Below are 16,783 nucleotides of genomic sequence, written 5' to 3' on the forward strand. Positions count from 1 at the left end.
GGGATTTGAGGCGCCAATGCCAACGTCGAAGCCAGCGTCCAATAAGGAACGTGTTCTAGACGAGCTACGGCTTATTAAGCCGCGTAACTCGGCAGGTCGGAACCTGCCGGTTGCAATTACGGTGGGCGTAGCACTTGGTGCAGTCGTCATCATCGGCTTGCTGCTGGGGGCGCTCGCCTGGACCGTTCTGGTCGCCGCGGCGGTTGGCCTTGCAACCTGGGAGGTCTGCGAGCGGCTCCGCGAGTCCGATTGGCAGGTCCCTCGCCCGGTTCTGATTTTCGGCGGACAGCTGATGGTGTGGCTGTCCGCCTACTGGGGGATTGACGGTCTGGTCATGGGCCTGACTGTTACCCTGATGCTTTTACTAGTCACCCGTCTGTTTTTGCACGGGATGGCTGAAGCACCACGGAACTGGCTGCGGGATGTCGCAGTCGGAGTTTTCGTGGTGATGTGGATTCCGTTCTTTGCGGCGCTAGCTGTGCAGCTGGTGCACATGGACAATCCCTGGGAAGTCGATCCCCGTCTGGTCATTGTGACCTTCATGATCGGGGTGATTTCCAATGACGTCGGAGGCTATGCCGCCGGTGTCATGTTCGGAAAGCATCCGATGGCTCCGAAGGTAAGCCCTAAAAAATCCTGGGAAGGGTTCGGCGGCTCTCTCGTACTCGCCACTATTACTGGAGCGCTCTGTGCAATCTTTATGTTGCACGCGCCGTGGTGGCAGGGCATCGTGCTGGGCATTGCCTTGGTTATCTCCGCCACGCTTGGTGACCTGATGGAGTCCCAGTTCAAACGCGATCTGGGGATTAAGGATATGTCCTCGATATTGCCGGGCCACGGCGGTCTGATGGACCGCCTGGATGGCATGCTGCCATCAGCCGCGATGACGTGGCTGATATTGCAGCTTTTCAGCCTGGTTTAATTTGGCTGGTTCAGTCGGGCTTTAGTTGTCGCCCTTACGAATCTGGCGGCGCAGATCAAACATTCGCCAGCCACCGATTAGCGCAGTGATGAGGGCGCCGAGGATAGCAGCGAACAGCATTCCGACACCGACCGGGAAGTTCCAGGCCCAGCCGAACAGGTTTAGTGTGGTCTCCTGCTGATTCTGCAGAATGAATACAAGCAATACGATCAGCAAAACTGCACTGATGACCAGGCCAACCCACATCGAGCCCGCGGTAGTCTTTTTCACCTTGCGCCGGCCAGGAGCGGGCGCTGGCTCCGGTGCGGAGTCCTTCTCTGTCGGCGCGTCAACGACTGGCTCTGGAAGGTTGTCCTGCTCAGGTGCAGGAGCCACGGAATCATTTGGGGAGTACGACGGAACGTCGTCGAAAAGCGGACTGTCGTTATTCGGCTGATTAGCGTTAGTCATACCTATCATTCAACACGTTTTGGCAGGTATGTACCACTTATAAAGGTTCACTTAGTTGCGGCTGCCGAGTCACTCATTAGGCCAAAACCGTCATTACATGCGAAAATGGGTGTCATCATGGCATCTTCACTTCCAATCGTTCTTAAAGCTCCACGTCGCGGCATGCCCGCGACCCATTTTGCGGACCTCGATGTTGAGGAACGGAAGGCTGCGGTCAAGGAACTGGGCCTGCCGGCCTTCCGTGCCGATCAGATTGCCCGGCACTATTACGGTCGGCTTGAGGCTGACCCTATGACGATGACTGACCTGCCAGAAGCAGATCGTCAAAAGGTCAAGGACAGTCTCTTCCCACCTCTGTTGACTCCCGTTCGCCACATCACCTGTGATGACGGCGAGACTCGTAAGACTCTGTGGCGTGCAGGTGACGGTACGCTGCTGGAATCCGTGCTGATGAAGTACCCGGGGCGTGCGACCCTCTGTATTTCCTCACAGGCCGGTTGCGGTATGGCATGCCCATTCTGCGCGACGGGTCAAGGCGGTCTGCAGCGTAATCTCTCCACCGCGGAGATTGTCGACCAGGTGCGTGAGGCCGCTGCCACTATGGCAGCTGAGGGCGGTCGTCTGACCAACATCGTATTCATGGGCATGGGCGAGCCGCTCGCGAACTACAATCGTGTTCTCGCCGCCGTCCATCGCATCACGCGGCCCTCGCCGGAGGGATTTGGCATCTCGATGCGCAATGTCACCGTCTCTACGGTTGGTTTCGCGCCGAATATCCGACGGCTTGCCGACGAGTACCTGTCAGTAACTCTCGCGGTGTCTCTGCATACTCCGGATGACGAGCTTCGCGACGAGCTGGTACCGATCAACAATCGCTTTACAGTGGCCGAGGTACTCGATGCAGCTCGCTACTACGCAGACAAGACAGGCCGTCGCGTATCTATTGAGTACGCTTTGATTCGCGATATTAACGACCAGGATTGGCGTGCAGACCTGTTGGGTAAGAAGCTCCATAATGCTCTGGGCTCACGTGTCCACGTCAACCTCATTCCGCTCAACCCAACTCCGGGTTCGAAGTGGGATGCCTCTCCGAAGAAGCAGCAGGAGGAGTTCGTCCGCCGCGTACAGGCCCAGGGGGTACCGTGCACGGTCCGCGATACCCGTGGCAACGAGATTGCGGCAGCGTGTGGTCAGCTGGCGGCCGAAGAGGTTTAGCCGACAAATAGCAAAAAATCCGCACCGAATTCGGTGCGGATCTTTTTGTGCGCTGTAGCGCTATAGAGCTGTTGCTATAGAGCTGTTAGGCCAGACTTTCAGCAAAAGTGGCTAACTCTACTGGTTCTGGCCTTCCGGCAGGCGGTTCCAGGAGCGCAGCTGAGAGTCGGTCAGGTTAGCGTAGACGCCAGTGCCGTTAACCTGGTCGCGTGCCCACTCCGGCTCAATGTGGCCTTCCGGCTTGTTGTGACCGGTAACGGTGCGAACCTGAGAACCCTGCGGGGCGAACAACTGCAACAGCAGGCCAATAGCAATCAGGGCGGCGATGACGACCAGCCACCAGTTCTCGACGTTGCCCTTGTGGTTACCAATGGTCATGCCCAGCAGGAAGATCACGGAAATCCAGCCGGCCTTCTGCATAGCGCTCTTGCTAATGCCGTGCCAGCCCCACTTCGCCGACGGCTCGTCGAGGGTGCTGACGCCGCGGTAAATCTCTTCCTTTGGCTCGTGGTTGCTCACTTGAAAGTCCTCCTGTAAACACTTTCGGCGAATTGCACTCTATATGCACTTCAGTCTATCTGCGATTTTGCTGAAAGCGACTGAGCGCATTTTCAGACAATCTTGAGTATCGGGTGTAAGGATACCTTAGAACTTGCTGAAATTGGGACTCAGCCCGGCCGGAAACTGTTCGCCGGTGTGCTCGTTTGCCCAAAGTGGGGGTAGGGTGAGCACTCGTGACATTTCTTCTTGGAGTTTTACTCTTCGCAATCGGCATCGCGGTGACAATCGCTCTTCACGAATGGGGCCATCTCACCGCAGCTCGCCTGTGTGGAATGCGAGTGCGTCGATACTTCATTGGCTTCGGCCCAACGCTGTTTTCCTTCAAGCGGCATCACGCTGCGGCAGGTGGGCATGACACCGAGTATGGAGTAAAGGCAATTCCCTTTGGCGGATTCTGCGACATCGCAGGCATGACCGCAATGGATCCAATCGATCCTGCCGAAGAGCCCTACGCCATGTACAAGAAGCCGTGGTGGCAGCGCATTATCGTGATGCTCGGTGGGGTGGCAATGAACCTCATCGTTGGATTCATCATTCTTTACTTCATTGCCGTGACGTGGGGTTTGCCCAACATGAGTAAGGAAATGGCGCCACGCATTCAGGCGGTGCAGTGCGTCTCGCCGGCACAGCGTGCCGACGGCACGCTGGAGCCCTGCACTGGTTCCGGTCCTGCAGAGCGCGCAGGGCTACGTGCCGGAGATGTGATTGAGAAGATCAATGGCACCAAGATCACGTCCTACCCCGAGGCTGTGTCTCTCATCGGTAGCTCTGCAGGTGGCGACATCAAAATGACCATCGACCGCAATGGCAGCACCCAGACGGTCACGGTCACCCCGGAAGTCGTCAAGCGCAAGACTAACGACGGGCAGGACATCGACCAGCCAGCAATTGGTATCGCCTTCCAGCGACCAGAGACCATCCTTCACGAGTACAACGCAGTGACTGCCATCGGCGGTGCGGCCAGCTTCACAGGCAGCCTTTTCGGGGCGGTTTGGAACGGGCTGCTCTCCATCCCGGAGAAGGTTCCCGGCGTGGTCGCCTCTATCTTTGGTGCTCAGCGTGACCCGGCCAGCCCAATGAGTGTGGTCGGCGCGTCGCGTGCCGGTGGTGAATTGGTGGAGATGAACCAGTGGCCTTCATTCTTCCTGTTGCTGGCCAACCTCAATTATTTCCTGGCCGTGTTCAACCTCGTGCCGTTGCCGCCACTCGACGGTGGCCACATCGCCGTGGTTATTTATGAGCGCATCCGCGACCTGATTCGCAAGGCGTTCGGTAAGCCTGCGCTTGGGCCTGCCGATTACACCAAACTCATGCCAATTACTATGGCCTTTACCGCAGTCTTGCTGGTCTTCGGCGTTCTGGTTATGGCTGCTGACGTGGTCAATCCAATTGTACTGAACCGCTGATAGCAGGTTGCGGCGCGCCAGCGTCGTCGTAAAGCAAAGCGGTGCTAACGTCAGCCCACATGGAACAAACTTCGCGCCGCAAGCCCCTGCTTCGCAGTATCTCGGCTGTGGCAATCACGGGTCTGGTGTTGTCATCCGCCGCGTGTACGCCGCGGCCTGACACCGGGCGCGAGGTGCTTGAGGAATTCCTGGGGGCGCTGGCGGGAGGGGATGTCGCTAAGGCGGCGGCGCTGACCGATCATCCGGATTCCGCTGAAGGAGATTTGAAAGCGGCCACCGACGGCCTCCAGCCGGAGGGGCTTGAGTATGAAATTGCGGGTATCGATTCCAGTTCGAATCAGTCCTCTGCCGAAGTTGCCATGAATTGGCAGTTACCGCACCAGCGACGCTGGGGATATGACACGACTTTTACGCTGACTAAGACTGAGGCTGGGCAACGGGATTGGGCGTTGCGCTGGTCGCCAGCATCCCTGCATCCACAGCTGGGGCGTAATCAGCACCCAGAATTGCGCACTATCGCAGCTCCACGTCCGTCCGTGGTTGGTTCGGACGGTGCGGCCTTGCTTGAGCCGGGGACTGTGCACCGGGTAATTCTCAATCGTGATGGGGCGGAGAATGTGCAGTCGTCGATTAATCGGGCGGCGACGGTCATCAATAATGAAATGCCGGAAGATGGTCCGAAGCTTGACGCGCGCGCTATAGGGGAGCAGGCAGCTGGTGGGAAGGGTAACTTTTCACTGATTGTGCTGCCGGCATCCACGCCGCAGCGAGTCAAGGATGAGCTCGCGGACATTGACGGAATTTCTGTTAACGATGAAGCAGCGATGGTGCGACCCGACCCGGGGTTTGCGCCTGATTTGATGAGCCGTGTGGAAAGGCTAGTGGACACTGGTGACCACGGTGCCGATGGCTGGAATATCGTGGCGGCCAACGAGGGCGGAGCAGTCGTCGGCACGCTCTATGAGGTGTCTCCGGATGTAGCCCCGGCGGTGCAGGCATCGATTAGTAAAAAGGTGCAGGACGCAGCGCAGAAGGCAGTCGATACGCGGCAAGATGCGAAGGCAATGCTGGTGGCTGTGCAGCCGTCTACGGGCAAGATTCTGGCGGTAGCCCAGACGGCGGAAGCAGACAAGGACGGCGACCTTGCGCTGATGGGACAGTTCCCGCCGGGATCGACGTACAAGATTGTCACTGCCGCTGCAGGTGTGCAGCACGAGGGGCTAAATGCGGGATCGACTGTGCCGTGCCCAGGTTCGATGGAAATCGGGCCGCGAATTGTCACCAACTACAACGGAAGTGGTGTCGGGGATACCTCGCTGAGCGATGCCTTCGCGCGGTCTTGCAACACCACGTTCGGCAACATCTCCCACAAGTTGGAACCAGGGCAGTTCAAGGAGGAGTCCAAGAACTTCGGCATCGGCATCAACTATCACATCGCGGGCCTCGACACTATTACCGGCAGCGTGTCTGACGGTAATGATGAAGTCGAGCGTATCGATGCGGGTTATGGGCAGGGCAATGACTTGGCCAGCCCGTTTGGCATGGCGCTGGTTTCCGCGACGGTGGCGGCCGGGCGCACTCCGACGCCGTCACTCGTGCCAAGCGCGGGAACGTGGCAGTCGCAGACGTCGAAGCCACTTCCACCTGAGGTTTTGAACGAGGTTCGCTCACTCATGCGGGCGGTGGTGACCTCTGGTACTGGTTCGGCCATTGCTGGTCGAGGTGAAGTCTACGCAAAGACCGGTGAGGCCGAGTACGCAGGCGGCTCGCATGCTTGGTTTACTGGCTACCGCGATGATTTGGCCTTTGCCACGCTCATCGTCGGCGGTGGTGGATCCGAACATGCGGTGGCGATTACCGATGCCTTCTTCGCCAATATGGATGAAGGGTCGGGGGACGAGGGCTAGAGCATTTCTGGCTTCGAAACCGGCACAGGCCGAAAGGCTAATCCGGGGGTAGGGGTAGAGTATGTTCCATGACTCAGCGTTCTCCACTTACTCAGCAAAAGTCCACGCCAATTCGCACTGTTCCGGCACATATTGAACGGCCGGAGTACGCCTGGAAGGACGAGGTTCAGGAAGGCGTCGGCGAGCCGCTGGTACAGACGGCGGAAGATATTGAAAATATGCGAGAGGTCTCGCGCATTGCTGCCAACGCGTTGGTGGAGGCCGGCAAGGCCGTAACTCCGGGCGTGACCACGGATGAGATTGACCGGGTGGTGCACGAGTACCTGTTGGATCACGACACCTACCCGTCTACGCTGGGGTACCGCGGTTTCGAGAAGTCGTGCTGCGTGTCTCTCAATGAGATTGTCTGCCACGGTATTCCGGACACTCAGGTTATTGAAGACGGCGATATTGTCAATGTCGACGTCACCGGATACAAGAACGGTGTCCACGGCGACACCAACGCGACTTTCCTCGCGGGCAATGTCTCGGAGGAGCACCTCCAGCTAGTGGAGCGCACTTACAACGCCACCATGCGCGGCATTAAGGTCATCAAGCCGGGCCGTGAGATTAATGTCATCGGCCGCGTAATCGAGTCTTACGCTAAGCGTTTTGGATACAACACCGTTCGGGACTTCACCGGTCACGGTGTCGGTACCACGTTCCACAATGGTTTGATTGTCCTGCACTACGATGAGCCGAGCCAGGACACTATTTTCGAGCCGGGCATGACATTGACTGTTGAGCCGATGATTAACCTCGGTGAGCTGCCGTACCACATCTGGGATAATGGCTGGACTGTGCAGAATGATGACTTCAAGTTCACCGCCCAGTTCGAGCACACAGTGTTGGTGACCTCCGACGGCTATGAAATCCTCACCCTGCCGGATGAGCAGAACGTTCCAGGCCAGTTCCAAACTGGTTGGAAGCCCGAGGCCTAACCCGTGCAGGCCCCTGCAGCTCTGATTGCCGGCTGCACCTCAGATGCCGGTAAGTCGGTTCTGGTCGCCGGCATGTGTCGGCTGCTCGCGCGCCGCGGCGTGAAGGTCGCACCCTTCAAAGCACAGAACATGTCCAACAATTGCGCTGTCACGCTCGACGGCGGCGAGATTGGGCGCGCGCAGGCTCTGCAGGCGCTCGCCTGTGGTCTGGAGCCGGATGTCTCCTTTAACCCGGTGCTTCTCAAACCGGGCTCGGACCACACTAGTCAGGTGGTGGTGAAGGGCAAAGCCGATGGGCATGTGAGCGCTCTGACGTACCGGTCGCGGAGAAAAGCGCTGCGCGGAGTAGTTGCGGAGACATTGGAAGAGCTGCGGGGGCAGTTCGATGTCGTCCTGTGCGAAGGCGCTGGCAGTCCTGCCGAGGTCAATCTGCGAGAGTCAGACATCGCCAACATGGGGTTGGCAGAGCTCGCTGATCTGCCGGTTGTGGTCGCCGGTGACATTGACCGCGGTGGGGTGCTTGCACATTTCGTCGGCACGCATGCAATTTTGAGCCGCGAAGACCGCGCGCGGATTACCGGTTTTATCGTCAACAAGTTCCGGGGCGATGTGTCGCTGTTGACACCGGGATTGGACGTGGTGCGCGAGCACACCGGCGTGCCCGTACTCGGCGTAGTGCCTTTTATTCCGGGACTGTGGATTGATGCGGAGGATTCGCTCAGCACAGTCGCTGGTGCGTCAGTAGGCCCGGCGAACGCACCGCTGGGTACGGAAACGTTGTCCGTGGCTGCCATTCGCCTGCCGCGCGTGTCCAACGCCACCGATATCGAGGCGCTTGGCTGTGAACCAGGGGTACACGTGCAGTGGACGGTCGATCCGTCGGTCGTTGCTCGCGCCGACCTGGTCGTGTTGCCCGGGACGAAGTCGACGGTCGCCGATCTCAAGTGGTTGCGCGAGCGTGGGCTTGACGACGTGCTGGAGAACCGAGCTGCCTGGGGGCTGCCGCTGATCGGCATCTGCGGTGGGTTCCAAATGCTCTGCACCACTATCACTGACTCGGTGGAGTCGGTAGCCGGGACAGTGAACGGGCTTGGCGTGTTCGATACCGACATTGAATTCGCGGGGACGAAGACGCTGGTGAGCCACCCGGATGGCTCTTACGAAGTCCACAATGGACAGGTTGTGCGAAGCAGCGAGGCGCCCTTTATCACTGAGCCTGAAGAAGGGGCGCGGTGTGGCATGGTGATGGGTACGCACCGCCACGGCTACCTGGAAAATGATCAGGCGCGCCGTCAGTTGCTGAGCGAAGTCGCAGTTGCCGTCGGTCGGGACGGCTTTGAGGTCAGCTCTAATACTTCGTTTGCCGCAGAACGGCTGCGACAGGTCGACCTGTTGGCCGATGCAGTCGAGAAGTACCTGGCTGGGCCCGCATTGGCCCAGGCCACAGGTATTGAACAGCTGGGCTAGTTATCGAACTCCAGGCCCAGGATCGCGTTTTCAATCAGCTCTGGCAGTGCTGGGTGGATCCAGTGCTGGCCCTTGACAACTTCGCGCACATCCATTTCGAAGCTCATCATCTGGATGCACTGCTGCACTAGGGTGGCAGCCTGCTCGCCGATGAAATGCGCACCCAGCAGGCGGCCGGTGGCCCGGTCCGCAATCAACTTGGCAAAGCCATCGCGATCCTCCAGTGCCCAGCCGTAGGCAACGTCGCCGTAATTCTGTACCTTCACGGTAATCTCCGTGCCATTTTCCGCAGCCCAGGCGCGAGCTTCATCCTCGGTCATACCGACCTGACCAATCTGCGGATGTGAGAAGACTGCCGACGGAATGTAGCGGTGGTCAAATGCCCGCAGGTCCGACGGGTTCAGCACGTTGTGGAAGACAACCTTGGCCTCATGGTTGGCAATATGCTTCAGCTGGTACGGGCTAGAGACATCGCCCAGCGCCCACACACCTTCGGCAGAGGTGCGGCCGTACTGGTCAACCTTGATGCGACCATCGTCGTGCATCTCCACACCACCGGCTGCAAGGTCCATACGGTCACCGTTGGGGATGCGTCCGGTTGCCACGAGCAGGGCATCGGCTGCGAGCTCCGTGCCGTCGTCAAGCGTGACCGTGACGATCTCGCCCTCCTGGGAGAGCGCAGTGATGGAGGTGTTCATGCGGATGTCAATGTCGCGGGCGGCAACCTCGTGGAAGCGCTCGGAGATAGCGGCGTCTGAGCCACGCAGCATGACATCGGAGCGCACCAACATGTGCACCTTCGTACCGAAGGAGGCGAAGACGTGCGCGAACTCGCTAGCGATGTAGCCGCCGCCGACGACGATCATTTCGCGCGGGAGCTTGTCGACGCGCATGATGTTCTCGTTGGTGTAGTAATCCACCCCGGAGTTTGCGATGAGGCCCGGAACGTGAGGGCGGGAGCCTGCAGCGATGATGATGTTGTCGGCTGTGATGTCGACGGTTTCCTCGCCGATGCCAGTGCGAATAGTGCGGGGGCCGACGAACGTTGCGTGGCGGTCGTAGACATCGATATTGGGAGTCTCGTCCCCGCGGCGGTATTCCTCGCCGCCGTCCGCAATCTGGTCGACTCGCTGGGCGAAAACGCGATCCTGGATTTGCTTGAGATCAACGGAATCGAAGGTGCCGTGCACGCCCAGGCGGCTGGCCTCGCGGATGTTGCGGGCGGCATCAGCGGCCAGAACGAACATCTTGGTGGGAATACACCCAACGTTGAGGCAAGTACCGCCGAAACGTCCTTCCTCCACCAGAGCGATACGGACATTGTCGTAGGCCGGGGCTGGAATGGAATTGCCGGACCCGGTTCCGATAATGATGACGTCGTAGTGGCGTGGGGTAGTCTCAGGCGAATTCTCAGTGGTCACAAGCACTCCTAGCATTCTGGTCAAACTAGTTTGGTTCAACCGTACTGAATGCTGATTTATTCCGAGTTCCTATTCTGTGCTCCTATTTTGAGCTGCCTCCCGGATTGACCGTGGCAAGGAACTGGAATGTCTCATTAAAAGCGCGGTCTAGCGCTTCGGGTGCGGAGAGATACACGTCGTGGAGGGCACCCGGAATCGCGACGTTGCGCGCCTGCGGACCCAGGTGGGCAGTGGCATCGGCAATTTGCTCAGTGTTGAGGACAGAGTCAACGCGGCTGAGCTCCGGGGTGTAGTCGGAGCCGAGAAGGTAGTTGTCCGAGTGGAGGACGAGCGTCGGCACACCGGTGTCGATACCGCGGCTGACACGTTGCTGGCCGACGATGATGGCATTGAGCCAACGCCAGTTCTTGTCATGGCCAGCCAGCGGCTTGAAAGTGCGGTTGTACTCCCAGCGCCCCTGGTGGTCGGCGCTAATGGATTTTCCATAGCCGCCCGCAGACTGCACTGGAATAAGACTGTTGGGGCGAATCCGCGACATAACGCGAGTCACCAGCGAGTACACGGGCGCCTTTGCCCGGGAAACGTGCAGAGTAAGCCACGGTGAGTTCAAGACGGCAGCCGTGACGGAAATATTGGGTGCTTGCGGGCCGTGGCCGCCTGTGCTTCGTAACCAATCGAGCCAGAGCACGGCAATGAGGCCGCCGGTGGAGTGCGCATTAACAGTGACAGTTGTATGACCGGCGTGGTCTAACACTGCGAGTGCCCTGTTGAGATCCTCGAAGTAATTCGTTAGATCGCTGCAGCCATGCCAAGTCTGCCCCGGTTGGTGTGCGCGCCCGCACTTACGCAGGTCAATAGCGTAAAAGGCGTAGCCTTCGGCGTGGTACCGCTCCGCCACGTGCTTCTGGAAGAAATAGTCCGACATCCCGTGAATCCATAGAACCGCCGGACGTTTTTGGAAGTCGCTTGCCGACGAGTCGGGGCAGTAGCGGACCAATACCGCGTGTACGGATCCCTCACCGTCGGGGTCCTGGCCGAGTTCGATGACATGTTGGCTGTAGTCTTCGCCTAGGTTATCGGGGTTAAAGGTGGGGGTAACGAAATCGGGAATATCGGTAGTCACAGGGTCAAGCCTAGCGCCGATTACCGGGGGTAGTGGGAATGTGTGCCACAATAGATTATGGACTGAGACGGTAGCTCTCTTTTGCGTCTTTAGTTGTGTGCGCGCATGTGAGCGAGCGCTAGTTTGAATCACTAATCAAGTTAGTAAGGATGTTGACAGCAAAATGGCTGATAACAAGCTTCCTGCTTCCAGTGGCGACGAGGTAGACGTCGTCCTCATTGGTGCAGGTGTAATGAGTGCGACGCTGGGTGTGCTGCTCAAGGAGCTCGAGCCATCCTGGTCACAGGTTCTGTTCGAGCGTCTCGATCAGCCCGCCAAGGAGTCTTCCTCCCCGTGGAACAACGCTGGCACCGGCCACTCTGCTCTGTGTGAGCTGAACTACACGCCGGAGAAGAACGGCAAGGTCGATGTCACCAAGGCTAAGCTCATTAATGAGCAGTTCCAGGTTTCCCGCCAGCTGTGGACCTCGCTGATTGAAAACGGCACCCTGACTGACCCGAAGGAATTCATCAACCCAGTTGATCACACCACCTTCGCTCAGGGTCCGGAGCAGATGGCGTTCATGCGTCGTCGCTATGAGGCACTTGAGAAGGAGCCACTGTTCCACGGTCAGGAGCTCATTGAGGATCCGGACCGTTTCGCTGAGTACCTTCCGCTGATGTCCGAGGGTCGTGACTTCTCCAAGCCGGTCTCCGCTATTCGTAACCCGAATGGTACGGACGTTAACTTCGGTGCACTGACCAAGCAGTACCTGGCCGCACTGTCCGATATGGGTACTGAGATTCGCTACGGACACGAGGTCACCGGTCTGAAGCGCGACGGTTCCAAGTGGATCGTCACCGTGAAGAACCTGCACACCAAGGACGTTCGCACCCTGGTTGCCAACTTCGTATTCGTCGGTGCCGGCGGTGACGCACTGCCGCTGCTGCAGAAGGCTCGTATTAACGAGATTCGTGGTTTCGGTGGCTTCCCGGTCTCCGGCCAGTGGCTGCGCTGCACCAACGAGGAAGTCATTGCTAAGCATGACGCCAAGGTCTACGGTAAGGCTTCCGTCGGCACGCCGCCGATGTCCGTTCCGCACCTGGACACCCGTGTTATCGACGGCAAGCGCGGCCTGCTCTTTGGCCCGTACGCCGGTTGGAACATGAAGTTCCTCAAGAACGGTAACAACCTGGACCTGATTAAGTCTCTGCGTCCGGCCAACCTGCCGTCCATGATGGGTGTTGGTGTCCAGGAGATGGGGCTGACCAAGTACCTGATTACTGAGGTTCTGAAGGACTTCGACGCACGTATTGAGTCCCTGCGTGAGTACGTCCCGAACGCTCGCCCAGAGGACTGGGAGCTGATCGTCGCTGGTCAGCGCGTCCAGGTCATTAAGCCGATGAAGGCTCCGGTCTTCGGTACCCTCGAGTTCGGTACCGCGGTCATCAACTCGTGGGACGGCACCATTGCCGGCCTGATGGGTGCATCCCCGGGCGCTTCCATCGCTCCGGCTGTGATGATTAGCCTGATTGAGCGCTGCTTCGGCCGTCACATGGGCAAGTGGGCTCCGAAGCTGAAGGAGCTCGTCCCGTCCTACGGTACGCACCTGGCTGATGACCCGGCTCTGTTCAAGGAGGTCTGGGAGGCTTCCCAGAAGACCCTGAAGCTGGAGCGCTAGTAACTCGCTGAAGAGCTTCAAAGAGTTCAATTAAGCCAACATTGTTCTACCCCGCTGTGAGCCATCCGTTCGCAGTGGGGTAGAACTGTGCTTATGGAAAAAATCACGTCAGCGACCACTGCACAAACAGAGCCCACTTTTCCTTTTACTGCGATCGTCGGGCAGCAGCGACTACAGCTTGCGTTGATTCTGACCGCGCTATCCCCGGAGATTGGTGGTGTCGTCATCCGCGGTGAGAAGGGCACAGCCAAGACCACTACGGTCCGCGCGTTGGCGCCATTTCTCAGCGGATCGTTGGTAAACCTGCCACTCGGCGCTACGGAAGATCGAGTCGTAGGCTCCATCGATGTGGAGACCGTCCTGACTACCGGACACGCACAGTTCAATCCGGGACTACTCAGCGCGGCTGACGGTGGCATTCTCTATGTCGACGAGATTAACCTGCTGCCGGATCATCTCGTTGACTCCGTGCTCGATGCCGCAGCCACCGGTCGCGTGGTTGTTGAACGCGATGGTATCTCGCACTCCGCAACCTCCAGGTTCGTGTTGGTCGGCACGATGAACCCGGAAGAGGGCGAATTGCGTCCCCAGCTTCTCGACCGCTTTGGTCTCGCCATCGACGTCACCGCATCCAAGGATCCGGCTGTCCGCGCGGAAATCGTCGCCCGCCGCCTCGACTTTGACGCCGACCCGGAGAGCTTTGTCACGCGGTTCGCCGCCGACGACGATGCGCTACACGCTCGCATCGATCGCGCGCGCGCACTGCTTGACGACGTCGAATTGACCCCCAACATTCTTGGTCAAATTGCCACAGTGTGCGCTGCTTTTGATGTGGACGGGATGCGTGCCGACATCGTCATTGCACGTACCGCCCGCGCTCACGCTGCCTGGCGAGTAGCCGGGGACGAGTCGGCGCAGCCGGCACCCGGCAATCCAATTGAGATCACTGCGGAAGACATTAAGGTAGCTGCGGAAATGGCACTGCCGCACCGTCGTCGCCGTGACCCCTTTGATGAACCAGGACTGGACCAGGAACAGCTCGACGATGCTCTGCAGGATGCAGAGGAGCAGTTCCGAGATGACCAGAATCAGCCAGAGTCGAGTCCGGAGTCGGATCCAGAGCCCGATGCTGAGCAGGTCTCCCAGTTCGACTCCAACTCCGAACCTCAGGAGCCACAACAGTCGAATTCCTCGGGATCGAAGGGAGGTCGCGCCGCTGAAGGCGCCCCCTTTCGCCGTTCGTAAAATCAGCGTTGACGGTGTCGGCCAAGGGGATTCCGGTCGGCGTTCCAAGGCCATTGGCCCGCGGGGCAGCACCATTGGTGCCGAGCGGGGAGGCCATGGTCTCCACGTGCCGGCGACAGTGCTGGCGGCGGCCAATCGTGGCGCCCGCATGGGCGACTCCATGATTCCCCTGGAACCGGAGGACGTTCACGGCGCTATTCGACAGGGAACTGAGTCCAATCTGGTCGTCTTTGTCGTGGACACCTCGGGTTCCATGGCAGCACGCGACCGTCTGGCAGCCGTCACCGGCGCGGTCACATCGCTGCTGCGTGATGCCTACCAAAGCCGCGATAAAGTCGCTGTCATTACTTTCCGCGGAAATAACGCCGAATTAGTTTTACCGCCGACGAAGTCTATCGACACCGCAGTACGTCGCCTCGCAGATGTCCGCACTGGTGGCCGAACTCCATTGGCCGAAGGATTGCTGAAGGCACACGAAGTGGTAGTTCGGGAAGCCCATAGGGAGCCCACACGGCGCGCAATCATGGTCTTGCTCTCCGACGGCCGAGCAACGGGTAAAAATGGCCTGCAGCAGGCGAGGGCTGTGGCCGCAAAGATCCGTCGTCAAGCGTTGGCGGCGACGGTGGTTATCGACTGTGAGCGCTCTCGCGTGCGGCTGGGGCTGGCACAGGAACTCAGCGTGGAATTGGGTGCGACCTGCATAAATCTCTCCGAACTCAATGCCGAAGCCGTGGCGGGCGTGGTCCATGCCTATCATCGAGACCATGGCACAAGGAAAGCTTGACCCCAAATCAATTCCCAACGATGGACTGACCACCAGGCAGCGTCGCATGATTCCGATTACTGCGGTGCATACGGGCCCAGGTAAGGGCAAGTCCACCGCGGCATTCGGTATGGCGATGCGCGCGTGGAATCAGGGGATGAATATCGGTGTCTTCCAGTTTGTAAAGTCGGCAAAGTGGAAGGTTGGCGAGGAAGCTGTCATGCGCCGGTTGGGCGAGCTTCACGACGACACGGGGGAAGGCGGCCCGGTCGAATGGCACAAGATGGGCGAAGGTTGGTCTTGGTCGCGTAAGCAGGGCACTGAGGAGGACCATGCGGCAGCTGCTGCCGAGGGATGGCAGGAGATTAAACGGCGCCTGGAAAATGAGGTGCACGACTTCTACGTCCTCGACGAGTTCACCTACCCAATCAAGTGGGGTTGGATTGATGTCGACGATGTGGTGGAGACATTGAGGAACCGTCCCGGCCGCCAGCATGTGGTGATGACTGGCCGCGATGCGGATCCGAAGCTCGTGGAGGTCGCGGATCTGGTGACGGAGATGACCAAGATTAAGCACCCGATGGATGTCGGACGTAAGGGACAAAAGGGCATCGAGTGGTAGCGCCTGGAATTGTCATCGCGGCGACAGCTTCAGGCACGGGAAAGACGACAATCTCCACGGGGCTGATGCGTGCACTGTCGCGTCGTCACGCGGTGGCACCTTTCAAAGTCGGACCCGATTATATTGATCCTGGCTATCACGGGGTAGCCGCTGGTCGTCCCGGGCGCAATCTGGATTCCTTTATGTGCGCGCCTGAGATGATTGGGCCGCTCTACGCACATGGAGCTGCCGACAGCGATATTGCGGTGGTCGAAGGGGTTATGGGGCTTTTCGACGGCCGCATTGGTGACGACCCGCTATCGGTGGAGGGCTCGACGGCTGAGATTGCCTCACTGTTGGGCCTTCCGGTGGTGTTGGTGATTGATGCCCGGCATATGTCGCAGTCGGCGGCGGCTGTTGTCCACGGTTTCTCCACGCTTCGCACTGACGTCCGTGTCAGTGGCGTGATTATTAATCAGGTGGGCAGCCCGCGGCATGCGGACATCATTACCCGTTCTGTGGAGGCCATGGGGGTCGAGGTGCTCGGCGCTATTCCGCGAGTGACTGATATTGAGGTGCCCAGCAGGCATTTGGGGCTGGTCACTGCAGTCGAGCAGGGTGAGCAGCTAGAAGCGGTCATTGAATCGATGGCCAACTTGGTGGAAACCTACATCGACATCGACCGGATTATCCAGCTTGCCCGGCAGCCCTATCCAGCTGAACCATGGGCCCCTGCACAGTTCGTTGCACCGCTGGCTCTTAATCGCCGCGTGCGCGTGGCGGTCGCGGCGGGTCCTGCGTTCTCGTTTACCTATGCAGAGCACCGTGAGCTATTGCAGGCCGCTGGAGCCGAGGTCGTGGATTTTGACCCATTGGTTGACGAACTGCCGGAAGCCGAAGGCTACATCGTGCCCGGTGGATTCCCGGAAGAGCATGCCGACGCGCTATCTATTCGTGATGACATTCGCCGCGATCTACGTCAGGCTGCCGACGATGGTGCGCTGATCCACGGCGAATGCGCGGGGCTGCTCTGGCTGCTTGAAGATCTCGGTGGGCGCCGTA

General features: G+C 59.0%; 15 protein-coding genes. 11 read left to right on the forward strand and 4 right to left on the reverse strand.

The annotated features are described in order from the left end of the window. The first annotated feature begins 16 nt into the window (after positions 1 to 16). Positions 17 to 922, forward strand: coding sequence for a phosphatidate cytidylyltransferase (locus HMPREF2920_RS08620; protein ID WP_049170784.1), 906 nt, complete (start codon positions 17 to 19; stop codon positions 920 to 922). A 21-nt stretch (positions 923 to 943) separates the two neighbouring features. Here the strand turns inward: HMPREF2920_RS08620 and HMPREF2920_RS08625 are convergent, their stop codons facing one another. Further along, positions 944 to 1,372, reverse strand: coding sequence for a lipopolysaccharide assembly protein LapA domain-containing protein (locus tag HMPREF2920_RS08625; protein ID WP_070566958.1), 429 nt, complete (start codon positions 1,370 to 1,372; stop codon positions 944 to 946). A 117-nt stretch (positions 1,373 to 1,489) separates the two neighbouring features. On the opposite strand from HMPREF2920_RS08625, the gene rlmN reads away from it, so the two are divergent. Beyond that, positions 1,490 to 2,587: a dual-specificity RNA methyltransferase RlmN gene (gene rlmN, locus HMPREF2920_RS08630; RefSeq protein WP_070566975.1), complete on the forward strand. Its 1,098-nt coding sequence runs from the start codon at positions 1,490 to 1,492 to the stop codon at positions 2,585 to 2,587. Positions 2,588 to 2,704: 117 nt separating this feature from the next. Here the strand turns inward: rlmN and HMPREF2920_RS08635 are convergent, their stop codons facing one another. Continuing rightward, positions 2,705 to 3,106: a DUF2631 domain-containing protein gene (locus HMPREF2920_RS08635; RefSeq protein ID WP_016422566.1), complete on the reverse strand. Its 402-nt coding sequence runs from the start codon at positions 3,104 to 3,106 to the stop codon at positions 2,705 to 2,707. Between the two features lie 215 nt (positions 3,107 to 3,321). Here HMPREF2920_RS08635 and HMPREF2920_RS08640 point away from each other — a divergent pair, with 215 nt between their 5' ends. The 4 genes from HMPREF2920_RS08640 (at position 3,322) to HMPREF2920_RS08655 (ending at position 8,908) form a co-directional block, all read left to right on the forward strand. After that, the gene (locus HMPREF2920_RS08640) at positions 3,322 to 4,554 is read left to right on the forward strand and encodes a M50 family metallopeptidase (protein ID WP_070566960.1); all 1,233 of its coding nucleotides are present in this window, start codon (positions 3,322 to 3,324) and stop codon (positions 4,552 to 4,554) included. A 59-nt stretch (positions 4,555 to 4,613) separates the two neighbouring features. After that, the gene (locus HMPREF2920_RS08645; protein ID WP_070566962.1) at positions 4,614 to 6,461 is read left to right on the forward strand and encodes a penicillin-binding transpeptidase domain-containing protein; all 1,848 of its coding nucleotides are present in this window, start codon (positions 4,614 to 4,616) and stop codon (positions 6,459 to 6,461) included. Between the two features lie 68 nt (positions 6,462 to 6,529). Next, a complete protein-coding gene (map, locus tag HMPREF2920_RS08650; protein WP_070566964.1) occupies positions 6,530 to 7,441 on the forward strand; it encodes a type I methionyl aminopeptidase in 912 nt (303 codons plus the stop codon). Positions 7,442 to 7,444: 3 nt separating this feature from the next. Then, the gene (locus tag HMPREF2920_RS08655) at positions 7,445 to 8,908 is read left to right on the forward strand and encodes a cobyric acid synthase (RefSeq protein WP_070566965.1); all 1,464 of its coding nucleotides are present in this window, start codon (positions 7,445 to 7,447) and stop codon (positions 8,906 to 8,908) included. Here the strand turns inward: HMPREF2920_RS08655 and mtr are convergent. Continuing rightward, positions 8,905 to 10,329 carry a mycothione reductase gene (mtr, locus tag HMPREF2920_RS08660; RefSeq protein WP_246820058.1) on the reverse strand — a complete coding sequence of 475 codons (1,425 nt, stop codon included), beginning with the start codon at positions 10,327 to 10,329 and terminating at the stop codon, positions 8,905 to 8,907. The two genes, HMPREF2920_RS08655 and mtr, sit on opposite strands and share 4 nt — an antisense overlap. A gap of 82 nt (positions 10,330 to 10,411) precedes the next feature. Beyond that, on the reverse strand, positions 10,412 to 11,452 hold the full coding sequence (locus HMPREF2920_RS08665; protein WP_070566969.1) for an alpha/beta hydrolase: 1,041 nt from the start codon (positions 11,450 to 11,452) through the stop codon (positions 10,412 to 10,414). Between the two features lie 163 nt (positions 11,453 to 11,615). Here HMPREF2920_RS08665 and mqo point away from each other — a divergent pair, with 163 nt between their 5' ends. From mqo to HMPREF2920_RS08690, 5 genes are all read left to right on the forward strand, one after another. Beyond that, a complete protein-coding gene (gene mqo, locus HMPREF2920_RS08670; protein ID WP_049170803.1) occupies positions 11,616 to 13,112 on the forward strand; it encodes a malate dehydrogenase (quinone) in 1,497 nt (498 codons plus the stop codon). Positions 13,113 to 13,205: 93 nt separating this feature from the next. Further along, positions 13,206 to 14,357, forward strand: coding sequence for a magnesium chelatase ATPase subunit I (locus HMPREF2920_RS08675; protein WP_048735587.1), 1,152 nt, complete (start codon positions 13,206 to 13,208; stop codon positions 14,355 to 14,357). 106 nt (positions 14,358 to 14,463) lie between these two features. Then, a complete protein-coding gene (locus HMPREF2920_RS08680; RefSeq protein WP_016422575.1) occupies positions 14,464 to 15,141 on the forward strand; it encodes a vWA domain-containing protein in 678 nt (225 codons plus the stop codon). After that, on the forward strand, positions 15,122 to 15,742 hold the full coding sequence (cobO, locus tag HMPREF2920_RS08685; protein ID WP_042389270.1) for a cob(I)yrinic acid a,c-diamide adenosyltransferase: 621 nt from the start codon (positions 15,122 to 15,124) through the stop codon (positions 15,740 to 15,742). Before HMPREF2920_RS08680 ends, cobO begins: the two co-directional genes overlap by 20 nt. Then, on the forward strand, positions 15,736 to 16,783 hold a 1,048-nt coding region (locus tag HMPREF2920_RS08690), incomplete at its 3' end, for a cobyrinic acid a,c-diamide synthase CobB (RefSeq protein ID WP_070595119.1). The genes cobO and HMPREF2920_RS08690, both read left to right, overlap by 7 nt.

The sequence above is a fragment of the Corynebacterium sp. HMSC075F02 genome (genome assembly GCF_001838335.1).
In the GTDB taxonomy this organism is placed as follows: domain Bacteria; phylum Actinomycetota; class Actinomycetes; order Mycobacteriales; family Mycobacteriaceae; genus Corynebacterium; species Corynebacterium jeikeium_D.